The organism is Paracidovorax oryzae ATCC 19882, from assembly GCF_000687165.1.
GTDB classification, from domain to species: Bacteria; Pseudomonadota; Gammaproteobacteria; order Burkholderiales; family Burkholderiaceae_C; genus Paracidovorax; species Paracidovorax oryzae.
The window spans coordinates 123,739-144,793 of the sequence record NZ_JMKU01000017.1 but is presented as its reverse complement, the minus strand read 5'-3'; the positions used below and the strand labels follow the sequence as shown (position 1 = coordinate 144,793).

The following is a 21,055-nucleotide window of genomic DNA, read 5'->3' as shown; positions in this document are numbered from 1 at the left end:
AGGAGATCGTGGTTGTACGCGCGCGGCGGCCCGACCAGCGCGACGACCTGCCATTTTCACCGGCACCGCGGGGCGCGGCACCGGGGAAGGGCACCCAATGGTGCGCGAGTGTAGCGTCTCAGGCGCGCAGGGCCGCGCGCAGCCGCTCGCCCGCGTAGGCCTGGGCTTGGCGGGCTTTTTCGAGCACGGCGGCGGCGCCGAAGAACTCGTGGGCCACGCCTTCATAGTCGCGCCGCTCCACCGGCACGCCGGCCTCCTGCAGTGCCTTCTCGAGCCTGGCGCCGTCGCTGCGCAGCGGGTCGATGCGGGCGTTGATGATGGTCACCGGCGGCAGGCCTTCCAGGCGGGCATCGACGAGGGACAGGCGCGGGTCGGCCAGGTCCTCTTCGGAGCGCACCAGGTGGTCCACGAACCATTTCACCATCGCGCGGTTGAGCGGCTTGGCGATGGCGTTTTCCAGGTAGGACTCCGTGTTCAGGCTGGTCTGCGCGACGGGATAGACGCTCAGCACATGGCGCGGCGCGCGCAGGCCCGCATCGCGCACCGCGATGGCGGTGGCCACGGCCAGGTTGCCGCCGGCGCTCTCGCCGGCCAGCGCGATGCGGTCGGGGTCGCCGCCGAGGGTGCCGGCGTTCTCGGTGACCCAGCGGTAGGCGGCAAAGGCGTCGTCCCAGGCCGCGGGGAAGCGGTTTTCCGGGGCCTGCCGGTAGTCCACCGACACCACGATGGCATGCGCTTCTCGGGCCAGGCCGCGCGCGCCGCCGTCATAGACCTCCTTGCTGGCGATCACCCAGCCGCCACCGTGGAAGTACAGCACCACCGGCAGCGGGCCCGGCGCGGTCTCGGGCGTGTAGACCGTCGCGCGCAGCGGTCCCGTGGCGCCGTCCACGGTGGTTTCGGCGGCCCGCACGCCGGGCACCAGGCGTTCGGGATCGGTGGAGCGGCCCTGTTCGCGCAGCAGGTGGTGCACGGCGTCCGCTACCGTGGGCTGGCGGCGGGCCTCCGCCACGTCGAGCTTTTCGATGGCCTTGGGGCCCAGCGCTTCATGGGCGCGGGCCAGCGCCAGTTGGTCGTCGTCCGCGCGCACGGCGGCGACGGCGTTGGAGATGGCATTGATAAGGGGGTTGGGCTGGCCGTGGTCGTCGTCGCTCATGGGAGTCCTGTGCGTGAAGAGGGAGGAGAGGGAGGAGCCGGTGTCGGCGCCGGCAGCAGCCCGGCCGTGCCACTGTAGGCGGCAGGGACATGCCCTGCTGTGGGACGGGCGCCCGCCCCGGCGTGGGCGCTGCGGACCCGTTCCATGGGCAGCGCAGGCGGGGCAGGCGCCGCCAGCGGGTCGGGCTGCCCGCTGACACGGCCGGGCTGCAGGGGCCGCGATGCTGCCGTCTACGTGCCACAACACCACCAGGAGAACGCACCATGACTCTCAACAAGACCTTCGCCGCCCTCGCCACTGCCGCCGCCCTGCTGGCAGGCCATGCCGCCCACGCCCAGGTGGGCAAGGCCGCTTCCGAAGCGGCCGACGCCACCGAGCACAAGATCGACCAGAAGCGCGCCGAGAACGACGCCAAGCACAGCGGCCCCGTGGGCAAGGCCGTCAACAACGCGAAGGCCGGCTACCACAAGAACCGTGCGCACCACTCCAAGGAAAAGGCGAAGGAATCGCTGAAGAAGTCCACCGACTGACGCTGCTTCCTCCCGACCAGCTGCAAGGCCCGCCTCGAGCGGGTCTTGTCTTTGGGGCCGCAGGCACGAGAATGCCCGCCATGCGGTTCCGGCGTTTTTCCCTGCTGTCCGGTGGAGTGGCCGTGCTTTTTGCCCTCTGCTGCGCATTCCTTGCCCATGAGGAAGGCAACGGCTGGCTGCTGTGGCTGGCCGCGATTCCGCTGCTGGCCTGGCGGTCGGGCGCCGGCGATGTCCCGGACGGTGGCAACTCGGACGGTGGCGCCACCGATGGCTGTGACAGTCGCGACGCGGGAGGGTGCGGGGATGGGGACGGCGGAGGCGGCGGAGACTGAGCCGGCGCCGGAGGCTGGTCCCCTCAGCAGGAATCGAACCTGCATCTAGCGCTTAGGAGGCACTCGTTCTATCCATTGAACTATGAGGAGAGGACGGGGGATTGTAAGGCCGGCCGCAAAGGTGGCCGGGCGGGCACCCGAACGCGGCGCGGACCGCCCGAAGCCCGCCTTGGAGGCTGTTTGAATATACAGTATGCTCCGGACATGCCTTTCGAACAGATTGCCATCGCGTTTTTCGGCGCTTTCGCCGCGTGGCTGTCGCAGGCGCGCTCGGCGCGCTGGCGGCGCTGGGCGTGCGTGGTCGGGCTGCTGGGGCAGCCTTTCTGGTTCTGGGCCGGGTGGCGGTCGGGGCACTGGGGCGTGTTCGCGGCCTCTGCGCTCTATGCGCTGGCCTGGCTGCAGGGCGCCTGGGTGTACTGGCTCGCGCCCCGCAGGCCGGGCGATGCGCCCGCGGGCCTGGGCACCATCCAGCTGGCGCCCGGCGGCCGGGGCTGATCGCCGACGAACACCCGGGGGATCGTCGTCATTCCACCGGGCCCGGCTCTACAATGGTTTCCACATGCCTCCACTTCCCGACCTGACGTCCCCGCAACTGCTGGCGATCCTGCGCGGGCGGGGGCTGGACGCCGGCATGGAGGCGCTCAATGCCAATGTCGCGCACCGCTACACCGGCATCTTCCGGGTCGATGGGCCCCGCCTTTTCAATGTCCACGTGTACGACAAGCTCGGCCAGGCGCGCCCGGAGGCCCTGGCGGTGGTGGAGCTGGCCGACAGCTTCTGCCAGTTCGTGCTGCGGGATGGCGAGTTGCTGACCGCGAACTCGCTGCACGAGGACAAGCTGGTCCACAGCCCTTTCCGCGGCGTGGTCGTCGCCTACCACGGCGTGCCGATCGGCGACAACGCGGGCGGGCTCTGGGGCACGCTGTGCCATTTCGACTACGAGGAGCGCGAGCTCACGCCCGCGCAGTACGAGCTACTGAAGGCGGCGGGCCACATGCTCTATCCCTTCGTGCGCCAACTGCACGGCGGGCGCGTGCCGGAGGCGGCGCCGGGCGCGCAGGCCCTTTCCACGTCGCCTCTCCCTTTCCCTTCCGTTTCCTGAAGACCTGCGGTTCCGCACCGGCCGGGCGGCAGCGCGCGGCCCGCGCGCCGCGTCAGTCGTACCGCAGCGTGTAGATCAGGTCCACCGCGCTCTGCACACCCGTCTGGCCGCGCAGCGTGAGCCGCTGTGTCAGGTCGTAGAAGATGTAGAGCGTGCCCAGGGCGCCCGAGAGACTGCGTTCGTAGGTGACGTACAGGTCCTTGGACAGCCGCTTGCCGAAGGTGAGCGCGGCGCCGGAGGCGTCTTCGCTGCTGGCGCCGGAGTTGGGGCCGCGGAAGCCGATCTCGTCCAGCCCCAGGCGGCTCGCGAAATTGCCCGAACCGGCGTTGCCGCCCCCGCCGCCCAGCAGGGCCAGCGCGGCCTGCTGCAGCAGCGCGGCCTCGGCCCCGCCCGCGGCGGTGCTGCGGCCCAGGACCACCCAGGAGAGTTTTTCGGCGTCGGGCAGGTCCGGGTCGGAATAGAGCGCCACGCGCGGCGCCTTGGCCGTGCCCGAGACCTGCACGCCCGCGCGCACGCTGATGTTGGGCCGGATGGCCAGCACGTCCAGCGCGGGGTTGTCGTAGGGGCCGTTGAAGCGCGCGAGGCCGGTCTCGATGTTGAGTGCCTGGCCCCATGCGCGATAGCGGCCCTCGACGGTGCGGACCTCGCCGGTGATGCGCGGCGGGCCGCCGGCCGTGGTGGCGCCGCGGATCTCCAGTTCGCCGGCCAGGCGCGTGGTGACGCCGTGGCCCTGCAGCGCGAAGTCGTCGCCGAGGTCGAAGGTGAGGGCGATGTCCGGCGGGCGCGCGGCCTCCACGCGGCCGGCCTGGGCGCCTTCGCGCTGGGCGGCCTCGGCGCGGGCGCGGTCGGTGGCGGCGGAGCGCACGACCACGTCGCTGCCGAGGCTGGGGGCGCCGGCCTCCGGCAGGATGATGGTGGCCCGGTCGGCGGTGAGCTTGCCGCGCAGCGACAGCTGGCCCTGGCGCAGCTGCGCGCGCATCTGGCCCGAGACGCTCACCTGGCGGTCGGCGCGCACCAGCACCTGCAGGGCGCGTGCATCCGCGGTGAAGTCCATGGCGATGCCCGAGCCGCCCGCTGCGGCCTCCTGGCCCATGCCGGCCCAGGACACGGTGCCCGTGCCCGAGAGCGTGCCGCCGTCCTTGGGCGCGGCGGTGCGGTTGCCGCTGAAGCCCGCGATGCGTGCGCTGCTGCCGGGGCCGCCGTTCACGCGGAATTCGGTGATCTCGAGCCGGTCGCCGCGCAGCGCTGCGCGCAGGCGGCCGTTCTGCAGGTCCACGCCGTCGAGCAGCGAGCGCACGGCCAGTTGGTCTGCGGCGAGCGTGCCGCTCCAGCGCGGCGCGGTGCGGGTGCCGGACAGCGCCACGTCGGCATCGAGCGTGCCCTGCACGCGCCAGCCCGGCGGGGCGAGGGTGGACCACACGCCCACGTCGGGCAGCCGCGCGCGCGCGGTGGCGGAGAGGGGCGCATCGGCGGGCCATTCCCATCCTTCGCCCACGCGCGCCAGGCGCGTGGAGGCCTCGGCCTGGACCTGGCCGGCGCGCTCGCTGTCCCATTGCAGGCGCGCACGCACGGTGTCGCCTTCCGCCTGCAGGCGCAGTTCGGCAGCGCGCACGCCCGCAGGCGTGCCGGCGCCGCGGGGCGTGTCGGTCGCTGAGGCGTTCGCGGCAGCGGCCGTTCCGCGGACCATGCCGGCGGCCGATCCCGTGCCAGTGCCCGCGCTCGGGCCGCTGCTGCGCACTACGGTGGCCGCGGGCGCGTTGCCGGTCAGCAGGCGCAGGTCGCCGGAGGTGCGGCGCAGGCTGGCGGATGCGCGCAGGGTGTCGCCCGCGTCCACGTCCCAGTCGCCGTCGAAGACCAGGTTGCCCTGCACGCCCAGGCGGTCCAGGGCGTCGCTGCCCTGCGCCAGCGCCTCGGCCCAGGCCATGGGCAGGCCCTGGAGCTGGCCGCGCGTGCGCAGCTGCAGGCTGCCCGATGCGGTGCGCGCGAAGTGCACGGGCTCCCAGCGCAGGGTGACATCGCCCGGGGCGGGCGCGGACACGCGCGCCTGCCCGCCGGAGGTTTCCACCTGCAGCGTGGGCGCGGTGCGTGCCGACACGGTGAGCGGTTGCGCGAACTGCATCGTCCAGGGGCCCGGGCGCTGTCCGTCGCGGGCCTGCAGGCGCAGTTCATCGATCTGCGCGCGCCACTGGTCCGGGCCCGCAGCGCCGCCGGAGCCGCGCAGGCGCAGGTCCAGCCGGCGCTCGTCGAGCCGCGCCTCGCCGTCCAGCGAGAGGGTGGCTTTCGGCACGGAGCCGGCCACGTCGGCCCGCACGGCCGTGAGTTGGATGGTGGCGGGGCCCGCGCCGGTGCCGGGCCGCGGCGGCAGGGCCACTTCCCAGCGCGGGGCGGCGAGGCGGGCCTGCAACTCGAAGGGGCCGGCAGCGGTGGCGGCGCCGGCCCGGGGACGGGCCACGAGTCCCGCGGCCTGCAACTGCCCCAGCAGGGATTCCCAGCCGCCGTTCCAGCGCGCATCGAGCCGCGCCTCGCCCTGCAGCGCCGCGCCGCCGAGGGCGGTGCCCAGGCCGGGAACGGATTCGATCCAGCGCTGCACGCGCTGCGCGTCTGCCACGCGCAGGTCGAGCGTGCCCGCGCCTGCGCGCGGGGCGATGCGGCCGTCCACCTGCGCGGTGGCGCCGGGCAGCGTGGCCTGCAACTGGCCCTGTGCGGAGCGTGCGGCGGTATCGATGCGCAATTGGCGCGCACTGGCCTGCACCTGCAGCGCGTCCAGCTGGAGTTGGACGAGGGTGAGCAGGGTGCCCTGCCAGGTGCCTTCTGTGGCGAGCCGGTCGATGCGCAGCGGCGGGGCGGCCGGCGCGCTGGCCGTGCCGCCCTTGCGCGGCGCGCGGGCGGTGCCCGCGGAGCGGATGTCGGCCGAGAAGCGCACCAGCGGGGCGGGCGCGGCATCGGTGCCGGTGGCGGGGGCTCCGTCGCTGCGCGCGCGCGCCCGGCCGGAGAGCGGCGCGGCGTCCAGGGTGCTGAGCACGGCGTCGGGGCGCACGCCGCGCAGTTCCAGGTCGCCCTGCAGGGCGTGCGTGGCGGGCGTGAAGGCGCCCTCCAGTGCGATCGTGCCGCTGCCCACGCGGGCGGTGGCCTGGGGCACGGTCCAGCGCGAGCCATCGAAATCGGCGCGCGCGTCGATGGATTCGACCGGCAGCCGGCCCTTGTCCCAGGGGCCGGGCAGGGCGTTCTCCAGCTGGGCGGACAGGGCCCAGCCGGTGGCGGGCGGCGTGCCGGCGGACGGGGCGGGCGCGGAGGCGGCCGATGCCGGTGCCTGGGCAGGCGCTGGCTGCGGCGCGGCCTGCGGAGCCCCGGTTACTGGCGCGGGGGCGGCTTCGATGCGGCCGCTCAGCCGCGTGGCGGGGGCCTGGGGCCAGATCGCGGCCACGTCCAGGGCCTGCACCTGCGCCTGCGCCTGCAGCAGCGGCTGCGGCGCCCAGGGGGCGATGCGGGCCTGGACCTGGGCCTGCATGGGCTCCGCGCTGGCAGGTGTCGTGCCGGCACGGGAGGATGCGGTTGCCGAGGCCGAGGCCGAAGGCGTGGTGGGCGTGGCAGGGGCCGGGCGGGGCGCGGAGCCGGCGCGGCGCGGCGCGGACGCCGCGGGGCCCTGCGGCGCTGCGGCCTGCGCGGCCACGGCCTGCAGGCGCCCGGACACGTCCAGGCGCGCGGCGGCGGTGGCGAGGGTGCCGCGCACCTCGGCGCGGGCGGTGGCTTCGAGGTCTGCGCCGCCGCCGGGGGCCGGCGTGCGGACCACGCCATCGGCCGTGAGTTGCAGGGCCATCGGGGCCTGAGCCTGCAGCGTGGCACTGCCGCTGTAGCGGCCCTGGGCCAGTTCCAGGTTGTCGAGCGTGGCGCTGTGCTGGTCGCCGTCGAAGCGGTAGCGGCCGGCGAGGTTGCGCACGGTGACGGGGCTGGCGGCGGCCCAGGTGATTTCGTCCACGCGCAGGGGAATGTCGATGCGCAACGGCAGCACCAGCTGTTCCAGGGGCTGCACCGGCTTGTCGGGCTCGGGCTCCGCGGGCGTACGCGGCGTGGCGACGATGCGCGCGGCATGCACTTCGCCCAGCGAGAGTTCGCGCTGCAGCAGCGGCGGCAGGCTCCAGCCGATGCGCGCGTCCTGCACTTCCACCACGAGGGTGGGGCTGCTCCAGCGCAGCCAGCCGATCTGCCCGCCCGCGCGCACCGAGCCGGAGACGTCGCGCGTTTCCAGGGTCTGGCCGGCCGGCAAGTAGCGGGCGGCCTGGGCGAGCGCGGTGGCCAGGGAGTTGCCGGTGCCCGTCCACCACCAGGCCGCGGCGAGCAGCACGAGCAGCAGCGCGACGAGGCCGGCGAAGGACCAGAGCGTGATGCGCAGGGCGCGCCGCCGGCGCGGGCGGGGTGGCGGGGCCGCGGCGGCGGCGTAGGGGTTCGGGGTCTGGTGGGTGGCCATCGGATCGCGCGAATAAAAGCGGCCGGAGCCGGTCAGAAGCTGAAGCCCAGGCGCAGGTGCAGACGCAGGGCCTTGGCCTGCACGCCGTAGGCGATGTCGGCCTGCAGCGGGCCCACGGGGCTGCGCCAGCGCAGGCCGGCGCCCACGCCCACGCGCGGATCGAAGTCGCCCCAGCGGTCGGCCACGGCGCCGGCATCCACGAACACGGCGCTCTCGAAGTCGGTGCGGTTGCCGCGCAGGGTGATGGGGCGCTGCCATTCCACGCTGCCCACGGCGAGATAGCGGCCGCCGTAGAGGGTGTCGTTCTCGGTGCGCGCGCCGATCTTGCGGTAGCCGTAGCCGCGCACGGTGGTGTCGCCGCCCGTGAGGAACAGCTGGGTGACCGGGATGTCCGCGCCCTGGCGGGCGATCACCGCGCCGCCCTCGGCGCGCAGCGAGAGGCGGCTGGAGCGCACGACGCCCTCGCCCATGTCCACGCGGCCCAGGGGCAGGAAGGACTGCCAGCGCACGCGCGTGCGCACGAACGGATCGCGCTCGGGCCGCAGCGTGGTGCCCACGCCCAGTTCGGCCGCGAGGCCGTAGCCGCGCGTGGGCGAGGTGTCGTTGTTGAAGTAGCGGCCCGTCCAGCCGTAGTTGGCGCTGATGGCGTTGCTGGAGGGTGGCGCCGACGGGCCGCGGCTCTTGGAGTCGTCGTACTGCAGGAAGTAGCTGCGGTCGATGTGCCCGGTGCTTTTCGTGCGGCCGCCGCGCAGGCGCACGCTGTCGGTGTCGTAGCTGCCGGTTTCCTCGCGCTGCACCTGCGCGCCGCCGAACCAGCGCCAGCCGCTCTCTTCGGGCAGGGCCGTCCATTCGGTGGACAGCAGGCGCGTCTTCTGGTCGATGGTGACCTTGCTCACGGCGCGCCAGCCGATGCCGGGCAGGCGGTTGTGGATGTGGTCCACGCTCAGGCGCGCACCGGTGTCGGTGGAGATGCCGACGCCGAACACCACCTTCTGCAGCGGCGCCTCGCGCACCTGCGCGGTGACGGGCGCGGCCTGCGGGTCGGTGCCGTCGGTGTCGAGGGCGAGGAACACCGCGTCGTAGTAGCCGCTGCTGGCCAGGCGCGCCTGCGCGTCCAGCAGTTCCTTCTCGGAGTAGTCCGAGCCCGTGGGCAGGCGCGCGATGCGGCGCGCGCCGTCGGGGTCGTAGCGGTGCGCGCCCTGCACGCGCAGCGCGCCGAAGCGGTAGGGCGGGCCCGGGGCGTAGGTCACGCCCAGTTTGGCCTCGCTGCGGTCGGCGTCGATCTCGGCACGGCTGGCGTCGATGCGCGCGGTGGGGTAGCGGCGGACCTGCAGCTGGCGCAGGCCGTCGGCCTTGGCGCCGTCCCAGGCGTCCTGCGTGAAGGGCTGGCCGGGCTGCAGCGACCAGGAGCGCTGGATGCGCTCCTTGCGGCGCGCGAATCCCGGCGATTCGGCCTCGGGGCCGGTGAAGGCGATGTCGACCGCGGCGACCTGGGTGCGCGGGCCGGGATCCACGTCCACCGTGATGGACCGGGGCGCGGGGCCGCCGGGCGTTTCTTTCAGCGCGATGGTGAGCGTGGGGCTGAAGTAGCCCATGGTGCCCAGCAGTTCGCGGGCATTGGCATCGGCCGCGCCGAGCAGGCGCGAGAGTTCGCTGGCCTGCAGGTCGGGCAGCTTGCGGAAGCGCTGCAGTTCCATGTGCCGCTCGAGCAGTTCGCGCACGGCGTCGGGGCCTCGCACGTCGAGCGTGAAGGCATCGGCGCCGCTGGCGGCTTCCCCGGTATCGGAGGCGATGGTGGCGGTGGTGTCGTCGCTGTCCGCCTTGTCGCGGGCGCCGGGCAGCAGGCTGCAGCCCTGGAGCGCCACGAGACTCAGAAGCAGCAACGCCGGCCAACGGGCCGGCGCTGTAGTCAGGCTGGGCATGAAGTTTATTTTGACAGCAGCCGCATGGTCTCCTCGAGCCCTTTGAGGGACAAAGGGTACATCCGCCCCCCCAGCAACTGTAGGATGAGGCCGATACTTTGCCGGTACTGCCAGACGCCCTGCGGTTCGGGGTTGATCCAGGCGTGTTTCGGGAAGGCGTGGGTGAGCCGCTGCAGCCACTCCGCGCCGGGCTCCTCGTTGTGGTATTCCACGCTGCCGCCGGGCTGCAGGATCTCGTAGGGGCTCATGGTCGCGTCACCCACGAAGATCAGCTTGTAGTCGCGGTTGTACTTGCGGATGATGTCCCAGGTCGGGAACTTCTCCGCGAAGCGACGCCGGTTGTTCTTCCACATGTAGTCGTAGACGCAGTTGTGGAAGTAGTAGAACTCCAGGTGCTTGAACTCGCTTTTGACGGCGGAGAACAGCTCCTCGACGCGCTGGATGTGCTCGTCCATGGTGCCGCCCACGTCCATGAGCAGCAGCACCTTCACGTTGTTGTGGCGCTCGGGCACCATCTTGATGTCGAGGTACCCGGCGTTGGCAGCCGTGCTGCGGATGGTGTCCGGCAGGTCCAGTTCCAGGTCGTTGCCTTCGCGCGCGAAGCGCCGCAGCCGGCGCAGGGCGACCTTGATGTTGCGGGTGCCGAGCTCCTGGGTGTCGTCGTAGTCGCGGTAGGCGCGCTGCTCCCACACCTTCACGGCACTCTTGTTCCTGCCCGCTCCGCCGATGCGCACGCCCTGCGGGTTGTAGCCGCCATGGCCGTAGGGGCTGGTGCCGCCGGTGCCGATCCACTTGCTGCCCCCCTCGTGGCGCTCCTTCTGCTCTTCCAGGCGCTTCTTCAGCGTTTCCATGAGCTCGTCCCAGCCCATTTTCTCGATGGCGGCCTTCTGCTCGGGCGTGAGTTCGCGCTCCAGGATCTGGCGCAGCCAGTCGGCGGGCACCTCCTTGCGGAAGTCGGCCACCATCTCGACGCCCTTGAAGTAGGCGCCGAACGCGCGGTCGAACTTGTCGAAGTGCTTCTCGTCCTTGACCAGGATGGTGCGCGCGAGGTGGTAGAAGTCGTCGATGCTCCAGCCGTCTTCGGACTTCGGGCCGACGACGCCCGCCTGCAGCGCCTCCAGCAGGGCGAGGTATTCCTTGACGGATACCGGCAGCTGGCCGGCGCGCAGCGCGTAGAAGAAGTCGATCAGCATGGGGCGTTTCCTTCGCGGGTCAGGCCGAGGCCGCGCCGTGCCGCTCCAGCAGGTGGAGCAGGTGGGCCTTCGTCTCGGGCCACTCGCCGGCGCGCAGGCTGTACATCACCGTGTCGCGGATGGTGCCGTCGCGTCGCAGCGCGTGGCCGCGGAGCACGCCGTCCTTTTTCGCGCCCAGGCGCTCGATGGCGCGCTGCGAGGCGAAGTTGAAGTTGTCGGTGCGCCAGCCCACGACGTGGCAGCCGAGCGTGTCGAACGCATGGCCCATCATGAGCAGCTTGGCGGTGGTGTTGACGTGGGTGCGCTGCACGCGCCGGGCATACCACGTCCAGCCGATCTCCACGCGCTTCACCGCGGGCAGGATGTCGTGGTAGCTGGTGGTGCCCAGCACCTCGCCGCTGGCCTCTTCGATGACCGCGAAGGCGAAGCGGTGGCCCTGGGCGCGGCCTTCCAGCGCGGCCTCGATGTAGGCGCGGGTGTTCGCGGGCTCGGGCACGGAGGTGACGCGCAGCGTCCACAGCTGGCCGTCGGCCGCCGCGGCGGCCAGGCCCGCTTCGTGGCTGAGCGAGAGCGGCTCCAGGCGGATGCCGCGGTCCTGCAGGATGACGGGTTCGACGAAGGCCATGAGGATCGATGTGTTCGGGAACGGGTTTCAGGAGGCGCCATAGCCCTGCGCGAAGATGTCGAGGCCGAGCAGCATGCCCAGGCCGTAGCCGGCGAGCGCGCCGCCCACGAAGCCTGCCGCGTCGGAGAGGCCTTCGATCAGGAGTTGCCGTGGGGTGTCGCTGGCCATGCGCAATGCCTTCGGGGGGGCCGGGCGGGGCGCGGAAGCGGGCCGGTCAGCGGTTGCGCTGGTTCATGAACACCAGCTTCTCGAACAGGCTCACGTCCTGTTCGTTCTTGAGCAGCGCGCCCACGAGCGGCGGGATGGAGACCTTGTCGTCCGCGCTCTGCAGGGCCGAGAGGGGGATGTCTTCCGCCACCAGCAGCTTGAGCCAGTCGATCAGTTCGCTGGTGGAGGGCTTCTTCTTGAGGCCGGGCAGGTTGCGCACGTCGTAGAAGGTCTTCATCGCCGCGGTGAGCAACTCGCTCTTGAGCGTGGGGAAGTGCACGGCGACGATCTGGCGCATGGTGTCCGCGTCGGGGAAGCGGATGTAGTGGAAGAAGCAGCGGCGCAGGAAGGCGTCGGGCAGCTCCTTCTCGTTGTTTGAGGTGATGAAGACCAGCGGGCGGTGCTTCGCCCGGATGAGCTCGCGCGTCTCGTAGCAGTGGAACTCCATGCGGTCGAGCTCGCGCAGCAGGTCGTTGGGGAATTCGATATCGGCCTTGTCGATCTCGTCGATCAGCAGCGCCACGGGCTGGTCGGCGGTGAAGGCCTGCCAGAGCACGCCCTGCACGATGTAGTTGCGGATGTCCTTCACGCGCTCGCCGCTCTCGGCGTCGCCCAGCTGGCTGTCGCGCAGCCGGCTCACGGCGTCGTATTCGTAGAGGCCCTGCTGGGCCTTGGTGGTGGACTTGATGTGCCACTGCAGCAGCGGCAGCCCCAGGGTGCGCGCCACCTCCTCGGCCAGCAGGGTCTTGCCGGTGCCCGGCTCGCCCTTGACCAGCAGCGGGCGCTGCAGGGTGATGGCCGCGTTCACCGCGAGCTTGAGATCCGGCGTGGCGACATAACTTTCGGAGCCTTGGAATTTCATGGGCGTGCGTGCGGGCGGTGAGGGTAATCGTTGATAAATGGCCGGAAGGGGCGCTGGCTATAATCATTTTGGCCCCCGAGCACCGACAAACTCCATTGGATTGTGCGCGCAAAATGAACAAGAAGTTGACCACGATATTCGCCGTCGCTGTCGCTTGCGTGACCGCGGTGGCGCATGCCCAGGACGTCAAGGGAGACGCCAAGGCCGGGGAGGGCAAGATCGCCATGTGCATCGGCTGCCACGGCATCCCGGGCTACCAGGCGAGCTTCCCCGAGGTGTACAAGGTGCCGATGATCTCGGGCCAGAACGCCGGCTACATCGCCTCGGCACTGCAGGCCTACAAGAAGGGCGACCGCAGGCATCCCACCATGCGCGGCATCGCCGATTCGCTCACCGACCAGGACATCGCCGACGTGGCCGCCTACTACGCCGGCCAGGCCCGCCCGGGCGGCGCTCCCGCCAAGCCCTCGCGCGAGCCGGGTGCCCAGGTGGCGCAGCTGCTGCAAAAGGGCGCCTGCGTGTCCTGCCACGGGGAGAACTTCTCCAAGCCCATCGATCCGTCCTACCCGAAGATCGCGGGCCAGCATCCCGACTACCTGTTCGCCGCGCTCAAGGCCTACAAGACGGGCGGGCCCGCCGCGGCCACCGTGGGCCGCTCCAACGCGATCATGGCGGGCATCGCCAAGCAGTTCTCCAATGCCGAGCTCAAGGCCCTGTCCGGGTATCTGGGTTCGCTCGACGGTGAATTGCAGGTGGTACCGCAATCGCGCTTCCGCTGAGTTTCGCGCCGCGGGCGCATATTCCAGGGTATTTACCCATTTCCTTTTTCGGGAAAATGCCGCTGATTAATTGCGGCGGGTGAAGCCGCGGTGCCGTTCAGAGGGGGGTGGCGAGGCGCAGGTGCTCCAGCGGTGCCGGGCGCCCGAAGTGGTATCCCTGGGCGCTCGCGCAGCCCATGGACCGCAGGCGGTCGGCCTCTTGCGCGGTTTCCACGCCTTCGGCCACCACCGTGACGGCGAAGCCCCGGGCCATGCTGAGCACGGCGGTCACGATGGCTTCGTCCTGCGGCGAGTGCAGCAGGTTGCGCACGAAGCGCTGGTCCACCTTCAGGCAATCGAACGGCAGCCGGCCCAGGTAGGCCAGCGAGGAGTAGCCGGTGCCGAAGTCGTCGATGGCGATCTTCACGCCCAGCGCGCGGATCGCCGCCAGCCGCGCGCGGGTCACGCCGTCGTCCTCGAGCAGGACCGATTCGGTGAGCTCCAGCGTCAGGTGCCCCGCGGGCAGGCCGCTGTCCTGCAGGATCTGCTTCAGGGTGTCCTGGAAATCGGACTGGATGAGCTGCCGCGCCGAGACGTTGACGTGGATGTCGAAGCCGTCAGGCAACTGTGGCAGCCGCCCGGCGATGGCGTGCGTGGCCTCGCGCAGCACCCATTCGCCGAGGCCCAGGATCAGATCGGAGGCTTCCGCCACGGGAATGAACACGCCGGGCGGCACCATGCCGCGCGTGGGGCTCTCCCAGCGGACCAGGGCCTCGGCGCCGATGGTGCGGCCGGAGGAGAGCTCCACGACCGGCTGGTAGTGCAGCACGAACTGGCCGCGCTCCAAGGCCTGCCGCAGTTCGGAGGCCAGGCGCACGCGCTCCAGGGAGCGCTCCATCATGTCCGGGGTGAAGGGCACGCACTGGCCGCGGCCCATCCGCTTGGCCTCGCCGAGCGCACTGCTCGCGTTGCGCAGCCAGTCCGCCAGACGGCCGGCCGGCAGCGTGCCGGAGACGGTCCCCACGGAGACGGTCAGCTGCACTTCGTCCTCGCCGACCGAAAAAGGCTGGGCGAAGACGTCCTGTATGGCGCGCCCGGCATCGGCCGGTGGGGCTGCCTCGCTGGCCAGGTACAGGAGCGCGAATTCATCGCCGCCCAGCCGCGCGGCGAACGCCGGCGCGGGCAGCGAGCCGCGCATCCGGTCCGCCGCTGCCTGCAGCAGCCGGTCGCCCGTGTCCAGGCCCATGCTGTCGTTCACCGCGCGGAAGGCATCGATGCCCGCCAGCACCAGCACGGCCCGCCGGGGATGGGGCCAGTCGGCTTTCTCCAGGAGGCCGCGGCGCGTGAGCAGGCCGGTCAGCGGATCGCCCAGCAACTGCCGGTGCAATTGCTCGAACGAATGGCGCAGCCGGCCGGCCATGTCGTTGAAGGCCTGCACCAGCGCCCCGGTCTCGCGCAGCGGGCTGGTGATGCGCAGCTCGGTTTCCCAGTCGCCGCGGGCCATGCGCTGGGCGGCCCGGGCGGTGAGCAGAATCGGGGCGGCAATGCGCTGGATGGCCCACAGCCCCAGCAGCAGGCCGAACGCCGCGATGGCGGCGGTGGCGAGCAGCAGCCGGCGGGAGGCCGCGCGGGTGTCGCCGAGCAGGTCGGCCTCGGGCAGCGCGACCACGATGCGCCAGTTCAGGCCGGGGACCTGGGTGAATGGCGTCACGCGGGCGAAGTAGCGCTGGCCGTCCATGGGGTAGCTGAACGCAGCGGCTTCCTCGTCCTGGCCGCCTGCGGGCAGGAACCGGGCCGCGGCGCGCACCGCCTCGCTGGTGCTCTGGCTGGCGAGCCGCCGGCCGTACTGGCGGCTGCCGGGCGCCATGGGTAGCGTCACGCTGCCTTCCCCGGACTGCGCGACCAGCCGGTCCTCGGCATCGATCACGAAGATGTGTCCATGGCCCAGCAGGGGGTCGTTGCCCAGGAAGCGCTGCAGCGTGTCGAGCCGTACCTCGGCCTGCACCACGCCCACGGGTTCACCGTCGGACACGACCGGGGACGAGGCCGCGATCATCACGTCGCCGCGCTCGCCCGCGCTGGTGTAGATCTCCGACCAGCGCGCCTGGCCCGAGGCGGCGACGGGGGCGTACCACGGGCGGCCGCGCGGGTCGTAGTCCTCCTGCGAGGCGATGACCGAGTTGTTGCTGCCCAGCCCGTAAACCTGCAGCCGGCCGTGGGTGCTGCGGTCCTGCAGGATCAGCCGCAGGCGGCCGTCGTCCTCGCGCCGGATGCCGGCGTATTCGCCCTCGCGCCCGCCGAAGCCCAGCAGGCCGATCTGCCGCTCGTCGGCATAGATGGCGTCCAGGATGGCGCGCAGGTATTCGTGGATCGGGCGCAGGTCGCCCGCATGGTAGAGGCCATGGCGGCCGATCGCGTCCGCGACGCTGCGCTGGACGCGGAACGGCGTGGCCAGGAAATGCAGGAGCCGGTCGCTGGCCGTGTGCGTCACGGCGTCGAGCAGGCGCACGCTTTCCTGGTCGATCAGCGCATCGATCTGGCGGTGCTGGGTGACCGCCTGCAATGCCACGGTGCCGATGAAGAGGGCCGCGAACGGAACGGCGATGGCCGTGCGCAGCGACAGGCGCCAGCGCTGCACTTCAGCACCGCCCTTCGAAACCATGTTCCCGGCGTGCCGGAGGTCGTCGGTTCATGGTGGGACTGCCGTGGTCGTCGTCGGGTGTTTGCTATTTTTATTATAGCTACCGCCGGGGTGCGGTTTCAGTCGCGGGTGGCCCGGCGCTGCACGCAGGCCACATACGCGTCGCCATCCGGAGGGCGCCCCGAGCGCTGGCTCTCCCAGAGCATGCTGCCCAGGCATTCCATGGCGGCATGGTGCGCCTCCTGCAGCGATCCCAGGCGGGCGGCGAGCAGTTCCACCGCCTGGCGGATGCCGCGCGGCTGGTCGATGCTGCACTGCTCGCTGATCGAGAGGTGCATGGACAGGTGCAGGAAGGGGTTGGTGCGGCCGGGCGTGCGGTCGTAGTCGCGCGCGAGGGCCGCGTCCACGTCGGAGAGTTCCTCGTGGTATTCGGGGTGTTCCGCGATCCAGAGGCTGGCCAGGGTCTCGATGGCTTCCATCGGCTGGCCTGCCTGGGCCTTGGCATGCACCGCGCAGAAAAAGCGGCGCACGTCCGCTTGCGTGGGATTGAACATGATGCCGTGCAGCGTAGCACGGCGGCATCGTCCCTGCGCGGTGCCGATCAGGCCGTGGGCCGGGCCTGCCCGCCGTGCGGGGGCAGGGCGGCACTGTCGTCCGCGGGCTCTTCGATCTCCGGTACTGCGGTATGGCGCTGCCGCGCCTGCGTGGCGTGGCCTGCGCCGGACGCCACCGCCTGAGAGCCACCGTCCGGCGCAGGCGCCGTCGCCGGGGCGGCGGGCGCCTGCGCGTTCGCCACGGCGGAGCGCACCCTGGCATGGGCCTGGTAGGTCTGGTTCGTGTTGCGGTAGGCCAGGCCGAAGGCGGCAGCCGTCGTGCCGACGCCGAGGAACGAGGTCAGCGCGGGAGCCGCCCTGTTGAGGCCGGTGGCCCTGGCGACCTGCTGCACCGCGAGGTTGGCCATGCCCGCGAACTGGTTCCAGGAGAACCGCGCGACGGAGTGGTCCAGGATGCGGTCGTGGTCCTTCATGGGCAGCTTGCTGCCCGAGTTCCACACCTGCTGCGCGCCCACCTGCTTCGTCTCGTAGTGCTTGCCCACGCCCGCGTCGATCACTTCCACCGAGGTATTGAAGAGCCCGCGGACCAGGGCCACGAGGGCCGCGTTCTCCAGTTGCGGATCGTTGACCGGGTTGTTCGTGTCCGCCACCTGGAACTGCAGGCCGCTGAGGCTGACGGAGCGCGCGTTCAGCACCGCGCCGACCACGCCGTCCGAGGCCGTGCTGGCGCCCATGGTCATCAACGTGTACACCGCCGCCATGGAGCTCATGTTGGCGTCGTTCACGCCGCTGGTGCCGGGACCGCGGGTATCGACGAATTTGAGGCTGGCCTGCATCAGCTCGCGCATGGCGGCATAGATGATGTTGCGCACCTGGGTGGCGAGCACGCGCGCCGACACGCCGGGGTCCCCGCCGGCCGCGGCGGTGGCGCCCATGATGAAGTTGCCCGTCTCGGCGATGACCTGGTTCGCCGTCACGCGCCGGGAATCCGCCTGCTGGATCTCCTTGTGCCTTGCCTTGTCCTGCGGGGACATGGCGTCCCACTGCGCGTTCGTGAGGCCGAAATGCCCCTTGACCGCGGCTTCCGGATCCCGGTCCATGCGCGCATGGCGCAGTTTCGCGTGCGCCAGCACGGCCGCCATCGACACGGCGGTCTGCATGCCGACGACGGCGAAGGGGTTGTCCTGGGCGAATTTGGAGTTCACGATGCCGCGGTAGATCTGCAGCATCGCGTATTCGCGGGAGAAGGTGGGAATCCCGCAGGTCAGCAACTGCTGCACCGTGTGGCCGGTGAAGGCGCCCACGGCTGCGCGGCTGGGGAGCCGGTCGCCCACGAGGTCCTGCGCGCTTTGCCGGGTGAATTCGCTCGTGGCCTGCCAGCCCTGCTGTGCCTTCGCTGCCGTGTAGTGGTAGCCCTGCACGGCTTTGTCCCTGGCCGCCGTGGCGGCCTGCCCTGCGTATGCGGCGCCCGCGGCCGCGCCGCTCCTTACCTGGCTCATCGAACTCTGCGCCAGATTCCGGGCCCCGGAGGCCAGATGCCTGCCCTGCTGCAGGAGCCGCGCACCCCTTCCCGGGACGGGCGTGTCGGTCTGGGCTTCCACGTCGGCCATGTAGCGCAGGGACATTTCGCGCACCGGGGCCCGGGGCGCATCGTTGCGCGGGGGCCTGCTGGACGATGCCGCGGCGGAGGTGGATGCCTGCGCATCCGGCCGTGCGAAGCGTTGCAGTTCCATCTCCGGCAGGCGCTGGCTGCCTGAGCGGACGATGGGTGACGTCGGCGGGCTGCTGGTGGGCTGCGTCTCCTTGCCCGGGGAGGTCAGCAGGTGCTGGGGCGACGAGGTGCTCGGCGAGGCGGTGGCGTTTTTCAGCATGGGAGGCTCCGTTCGGTGGGTTTCATTGCGTGGAGGCAGAGGTGCCGTCCATGCTGGCGGCCAGGGCGGCGAATCCGTCCAGCTGGACGGCCAGGTCGTTGCCATCCATGCCCTCGGAATCCCAGCGTGTCTGTACGAACGTGCCTTCGGGGGAGAGGCTCAGCGCGCAGCCGGCGATCAACATCAGCTCCACGTTGGCTTGCAGCGCAGCGGTGCGCCCGGCGCTGTCGGCCAGCGGCCGGTCCAGCGGTGCCGACAGCAGCAGCGTGCGGCCATCGCCGCAGGCCGCGATCTGGATGTCCTTGCCCTGCAGCCGGGCGATGGCGCCCAATGGAAGGTCGGGGGTGCCCGAGACCGCGGCGCCCAGCTCGTCCACGGCCTGCCCGAGAAGGGGGCGGTGCCAGTCCGCACCGGCCTGTGCCTGCACGGTGGCTGCGAGGCCTGGCGGCAGCGGCGGCATCTCCGGTGGCGCGGCTTCCGGCCCGGAGGCGCTCCCGGCCTGGCGCAGGGCATGCGCTTCGATCATCGAGGGCAGGTGGTGCTGCACCCCGAGCGCGCTTTCCCGCAGCATGCCGCTGAAGTAGCTGAGCTGGAACAGATCCTGGGCCAGCAGGGCCGCATCGCCGACATGCGACGGGGGCACGCCGTGCACGACCACGGCGCGTCCGGTGCGATCCAGGCCGATGCCGACGGACCCGAGCGCCATGGCCGGTGCGTTGAGGTGCAGCAGCAGGCTGGTCCAGACGGGCTCTTCCACGCCGGCAGGGCAGGGCTGCGACGCCACCAGAACCCAGCGCTCCCGCGGGGCGTCCTCGATCCGCAGGGGGCTGTAGCGGATGCCGTCCTGTTCGAAGGAGCGCGACTCGGAGAAAGGCTCCGCGCCTTCCGTTTCGCCGAACCGGCGGGCAGCTTCGCGCAGCCATGCCGCCGGGGGAGGCGATAGGGTGGATGGATCAGTGGTGCTTGCGGTGGATGAGGTCTGCATGATGGCGCTCCCGTTGGTTATGCACATCTTTTGCATATCCATCATCGGAAGCGGCATGAGCGGCGAAGCAGGTGCGAGGCATGCGAAGCTGCGCGCCGGTGCAGGCCGTGACCGGGGGCTGGAGCGTGATAGGCGCTGCCTGGCCTCGCGGATGGAGGCGCGGCTCAGCCGCGCCGCGTGCCCAGCAGCCGCGAGATGGTGTCGGCCGTGCGCAGCAGCACGGGCAGCAGGTCGCGCTGCATCACCTTCGCGCTGGTGCGGTTGGCCTGCCCGCTGATGTTGAGCGCGGCCACCGTGCGGCCGGCGCGGTCGCGCAGCGGGGCGGCGACGGAGATCAGCCCTTCCTCCAGTTCCTGGTCGATCAGGCACCAGCCCTGCGCGCGGGCGGTCTGCACGCGGGCGAGCAGTTCGGCATCCTCCACCACGGTGCGCGGGGTGAAGCGCTTGCGCGGCAGGTCGTGCATGAGCGCGATGACGCGCTCGTCGGGCAGGCCGGCCAGCAGCATGCGGCCCATGGAGGTCCAGAACGCGGGCAGGCGCGAGCCCACGCCGAGATTGGTGCTCATGATCTTGTGGGTGTGGATGCGCAGCACATAGACGATGTCGTGCCCGTCCAGCACGGCGGCCGAGCACGACTCGTGCACCTCGCCGGCCAGCGCTTCCATGGACGGCTCCGCCAGGTCCCAGATGGGCATGGACGAGAGGTAGGCGAAGCCCAGGTCCAGGATGCGCGGCGTGAGGCGGAAGAGCCGCCCGTCGCTTTCCACGTAGCCCAGCGTCTGCAGCGTGAGCAGGATGCGGCGCGCCCCGGCCCGCGTGAGGCCCGAGGAAGCCGCCACTTCGCTCAGCGTCTGCTGCGGCGCGGCGGCGCTGAAAGAGCGGATCACTTCCAGCCCGCGGGCGAACGATTGCACATAGCTGTCGCCCGGCCTAGGGTTTTTACCAATGTCCGTGGGGGTATCGCTCATAAGCTGTTGGTTCTAGAATTAATTCATTGTACGAACATTTGTTCTTTATACGAACAAAATTCCGCAGCCGGCCATCCGGTTGCCTCCCGCTCGCGGGCCGGATTGTCGCCGTGCGGCACGGTGGTCCGGTCCTGCCTCCCATTCCAGGTGTTTCTTCCCATGATCAACAAGATTGCGGATTCCGTTGCCCAGGCCCTTTCGGGCGTCCAGGACGGCGCCACGGTGCTCGTCGGCGGCTTCGGCACGGCCGGCATTCCCGGCGAACTGATCGACGGACTGATCGAGCAGGGCGCCCGTGACCTCACGGTGGTCAACAACAACGCCGGCAACGGCGACACGGGCCTGGCCGCGCTGCTCAAGACGGGCCGCGTGCGCAAGATCATCTGCAGCTTTCCGCGGCAGGTGGACAGCTGGGTGTTCGACGACCTGTACCGCTCCGGCAAGCTGGAGCTGGAGCTGGTGCCGCAGGGCAACCTCGCCGAGCGCCTGCGCGCGGCCGGGGCCGGCATCGGCGCCTTCTTCTGCCCCACGGCCTACGGCACCGAACTGGCGAAGGGCAAGGAAACGCGCGAGATCGGCGGCAAGCACTACGTGCTGGAGTACCCCATCCACGGCGACGTGGCCCTCATCAAGGCCGAACGCGGCGACCGCTGGGGCAACCTGACCTACCGCATGTCCGCGCGCAACTTCGGCCCCGTGATGGCCACGGCCGCGAAGCAGACCATCGCCACGGTGCACGAGATCGCGGAGCTGGGCGCGCTGGACCCCGAGGCCATCGTCACCCCCGGCATCTTCGTGAGCCGGATCGTGCGCATCGAGCGCACCGCCACCCAGGGCGCGGGCTTCAGGAAGACCGCATGAGCCCGGCATCGCATCGGAATTGAACA

Annotated in this window: 18 protein-coding genes and 1 tRNA gene; 6 read left to right on the top strand and 13 right to left on the bottom strand. The window is 71.3% G+C overall.

The window, feature by feature from the left end; translation table 11 throughout:
• Positions 1–118: 118 nt before the first annotated feature.
• Positions 119–1,153, bottom strand: coding sequence for an alpha/beta hydrolase (locus T336_RS0114570; protein WP_026433109.1), 1,035 nt, complete (start codon positions 1,151–1,153; stop codon positions 119–121).
• Positions 1,154–1,416: 263 nt separating this feature from the next.
• Between T336_RS0114570 and T336_RS0114565 the strand changes: the two genes are divergently transcribed.
• Positions 1,417–1,683, top strand: coding sequence for a hypothetical protein (locus T336_RS0114565; RefSeq protein WP_019703048.1), 267 nt, complete (start codon positions 1,417–1,419; stop codon positions 1,681–1,683).
• A gap of 80 nt (positions 1,684–1,763) precedes the next feature.
• Positions 1,764–2,015, top strand: coding sequence for a hypothetical protein (locus T336_RS0114560; protein WP_244883952.1), 252 nt, complete (start codon positions 1,764–1,766; stop codon positions 2,013–2,015).
• A 15-nt stretch (positions 2,016–2,030) separates the two neighbouring features.
• On the opposite strand, the gene T336_RS0114555 is transcribed toward T336_RS0114560, so the two are convergent.
• A tRNA-Arg gene (locus T336_RS0114555) sits at positions 2,031–2,105 on the bottom strand.
• 114 nt (positions 2,106–2,219) lie between these two features.
• On the opposite strand from T336_RS0114555, the gene T336_RS0114550 reads away from it, so the two are divergent.
• On the top strand, positions 2,220–2,510 hold the full coding sequence (locus tag T336_RS0114550; protein WP_019703046.1) for a hypothetical protein: 291 nt from the start codon (positions 2,220–2,222) through the stop codon (positions 2,508–2,510).
• Positions 2,511–2,574: 64 nt separating this feature from the next.
• Entirely contained in the window at positions 2,575–3,117 is a 543-nt protein-coding gene (locus tag T336_RS0114545; RefSeq protein ID WP_026433107.1) for a GAF domain-containing protein, read from the top strand.
• Between the two features lie 52 nt (positions 3,118–3,169).
• Here T336_RS0114545 and T336_RS0114540 read toward each other — a convergent pair whose 3' ends face one another.
• The 6 genes from T336_RS0114540 to T336_RS0114515 are packed head-to-tail and all read right to left on the bottom strand — an operon-like array spanning position 3,170 to position 12,391.
• Positions 3,170–7,582: a translocation/assembly module TamB domain-containing protein gene (locus T336_RS0114540; protein ID WP_026433106.1), complete on the bottom strand. Its 4,413-nt coding sequence runs from the start codon at positions 7,580–7,582 to the stop codon at positions 3,170–3,172.
• A gap of 32 nt (positions 7,583–7,614) precedes the next feature.
• The gene (locus T336_RS0114535; RefSeq protein WP_019701664.1) at positions 7,615–9,504 is read right to left on the bottom strand and encodes an autotransporter assembly complex protein TamA; all 1,890 of its coding nucleotides are present in this window, start codon (positions 9,502–9,504) and stop codon (positions 7,615–7,617) included.
• Between the two features lie 5 nt (positions 9,505–9,509).
• On the bottom strand, positions 9,510–10,697 hold the full coding sequence (locus tag T336_RS0114530; protein ID WP_026433105.1) for a vWA domain-containing protein: 1,188 nt from the start codon (positions 10,695–10,697) through the stop codon (positions 9,510–9,512).
• 19 nt (positions 10,698–10,716) lie between these two features.
• Positions 10,717–11,322, bottom strand: coding sequence for a GNAT family N-acetyltransferase (locus T336_RS0114525; RefSeq protein WP_026433104.1), 606 nt, complete (start codon positions 11,320–11,322; stop codon positions 10,717–10,719).
• 27 nt (positions 11,323–11,349) lie between these two features.
• A complete protein-coding gene (locus tag T336_RS26710) occupies positions 11,350–11,490 on the bottom strand; it encodes a hypothetical protein (RefSeq protein ID WP_156957866.1) in 141 nt (46 codons plus the stop codon).
• A 46-nt stretch (positions 11,491–11,536) separates the two neighbouring features.
• On the bottom strand, positions 11,537–12,391 hold the full coding sequence (locus T336_RS0114515; RefSeq protein WP_013596219.1) for an AAA family ATPase: 855 nt from the start codon (positions 12,389–12,391) through the stop codon (positions 11,537–11,539).
• Between the two features lie 113 nt (positions 12,392–12,504).
• Between T336_RS0114515 and T336_RS0114510 the strand changes: the two genes are divergently transcribed.
• Complete coding sequence (locus tag T336_RS0114510) at positions 12,505–13,170, top strand: c-type cytochrome (protein WP_026433103.1); 666 nt, start codon at positions 12,505–12,507, stop codon at positions 13,168–13,170.
• 97 nt (positions 13,171–13,267) lie between these two features.
• Here the strand turns inward: T336_RS0114510 and T336_RS0114505 are convergent, their stop codons facing one another.
• The 5 genes from T336_RS0114505 to T336_RS0114485 all read right to left on the bottom strand — a co-directional run bounded on the left by T336_RS0114505 (position 13,268) and on the right by T336_RS0114485 (position 20,168).
• Entirely contained in the window at positions 13,268–15,811 is a 2,544-nt protein-coding gene (locus tag T336_RS0114505) for a bifunctional diguanylate cyclase/phosphodiesterase (protein ID WP_026433102.1), read from the bottom strand.
• A gap of 98 nt (positions 15,812–15,909) precedes the next feature.
• Positions 15,910–16,344 carry a DUF1841 family protein gene (locus T336_RS0114500; RefSeq protein WP_013596216.1) on the bottom strand — a complete coding sequence of 145 codons (435 nt, stop codon included), beginning with the start codon at positions 16,342–16,344 and terminating at the stop codon, positions 15,910–15,912.
• A 47-nt stretch (positions 16,345–16,391) separates the two neighbouring features.
• On the bottom strand, positions 16,392–18,215 hold the full coding sequence (locus tag T336_RS0114495) for a hypothetical protein (protein ID WP_026433101.1): 1,824 nt from the start codon (positions 18,213–18,215) through the stop codon (positions 16,392–16,394).
• Positions 18,216–18,237: 22 nt separating this feature from the next.
• The gene (locus T336_RS0114490) at positions 18,238–19,200 is read right to left on the bottom strand and encodes a CesT family type III secretion system chaperone (RefSeq protein WP_244883951.1); all 963 of its coding nucleotides are present in this window, start codon (positions 19,198–19,200) and stop codon (positions 18,238–18,240) included.
• Positions 19,201–19,364: 164 nt separating this feature from the next.
• On the bottom strand, positions 19,365–20,168 hold the full coding sequence (locus tag T336_RS0114485) for an IclR family transcriptional regulator (protein ID WP_026433099.1): 804 nt from the start codon (positions 20,166–20,168) through the stop codon (positions 19,365–19,367).
• Between the two features lie 159 nt (positions 20,169–20,327).
• Between T336_RS0114485 and T336_RS0114480 the strand changes: the two genes are divergently transcribed.
• The gene (locus tag T336_RS0114480) at positions 20,328–21,029 is read left to right on the top strand and encodes a 3-oxoacid CoA-transferase subunit A (protein ID WP_019701654.1); all 702 of its coding nucleotides are present in this window, start codon (positions 20,328–20,330) and stop codon (positions 21,027–21,029) included.
• The last annotated feature ends 26 nt before the right edge of the window (positions 21,030–21,055 follow it).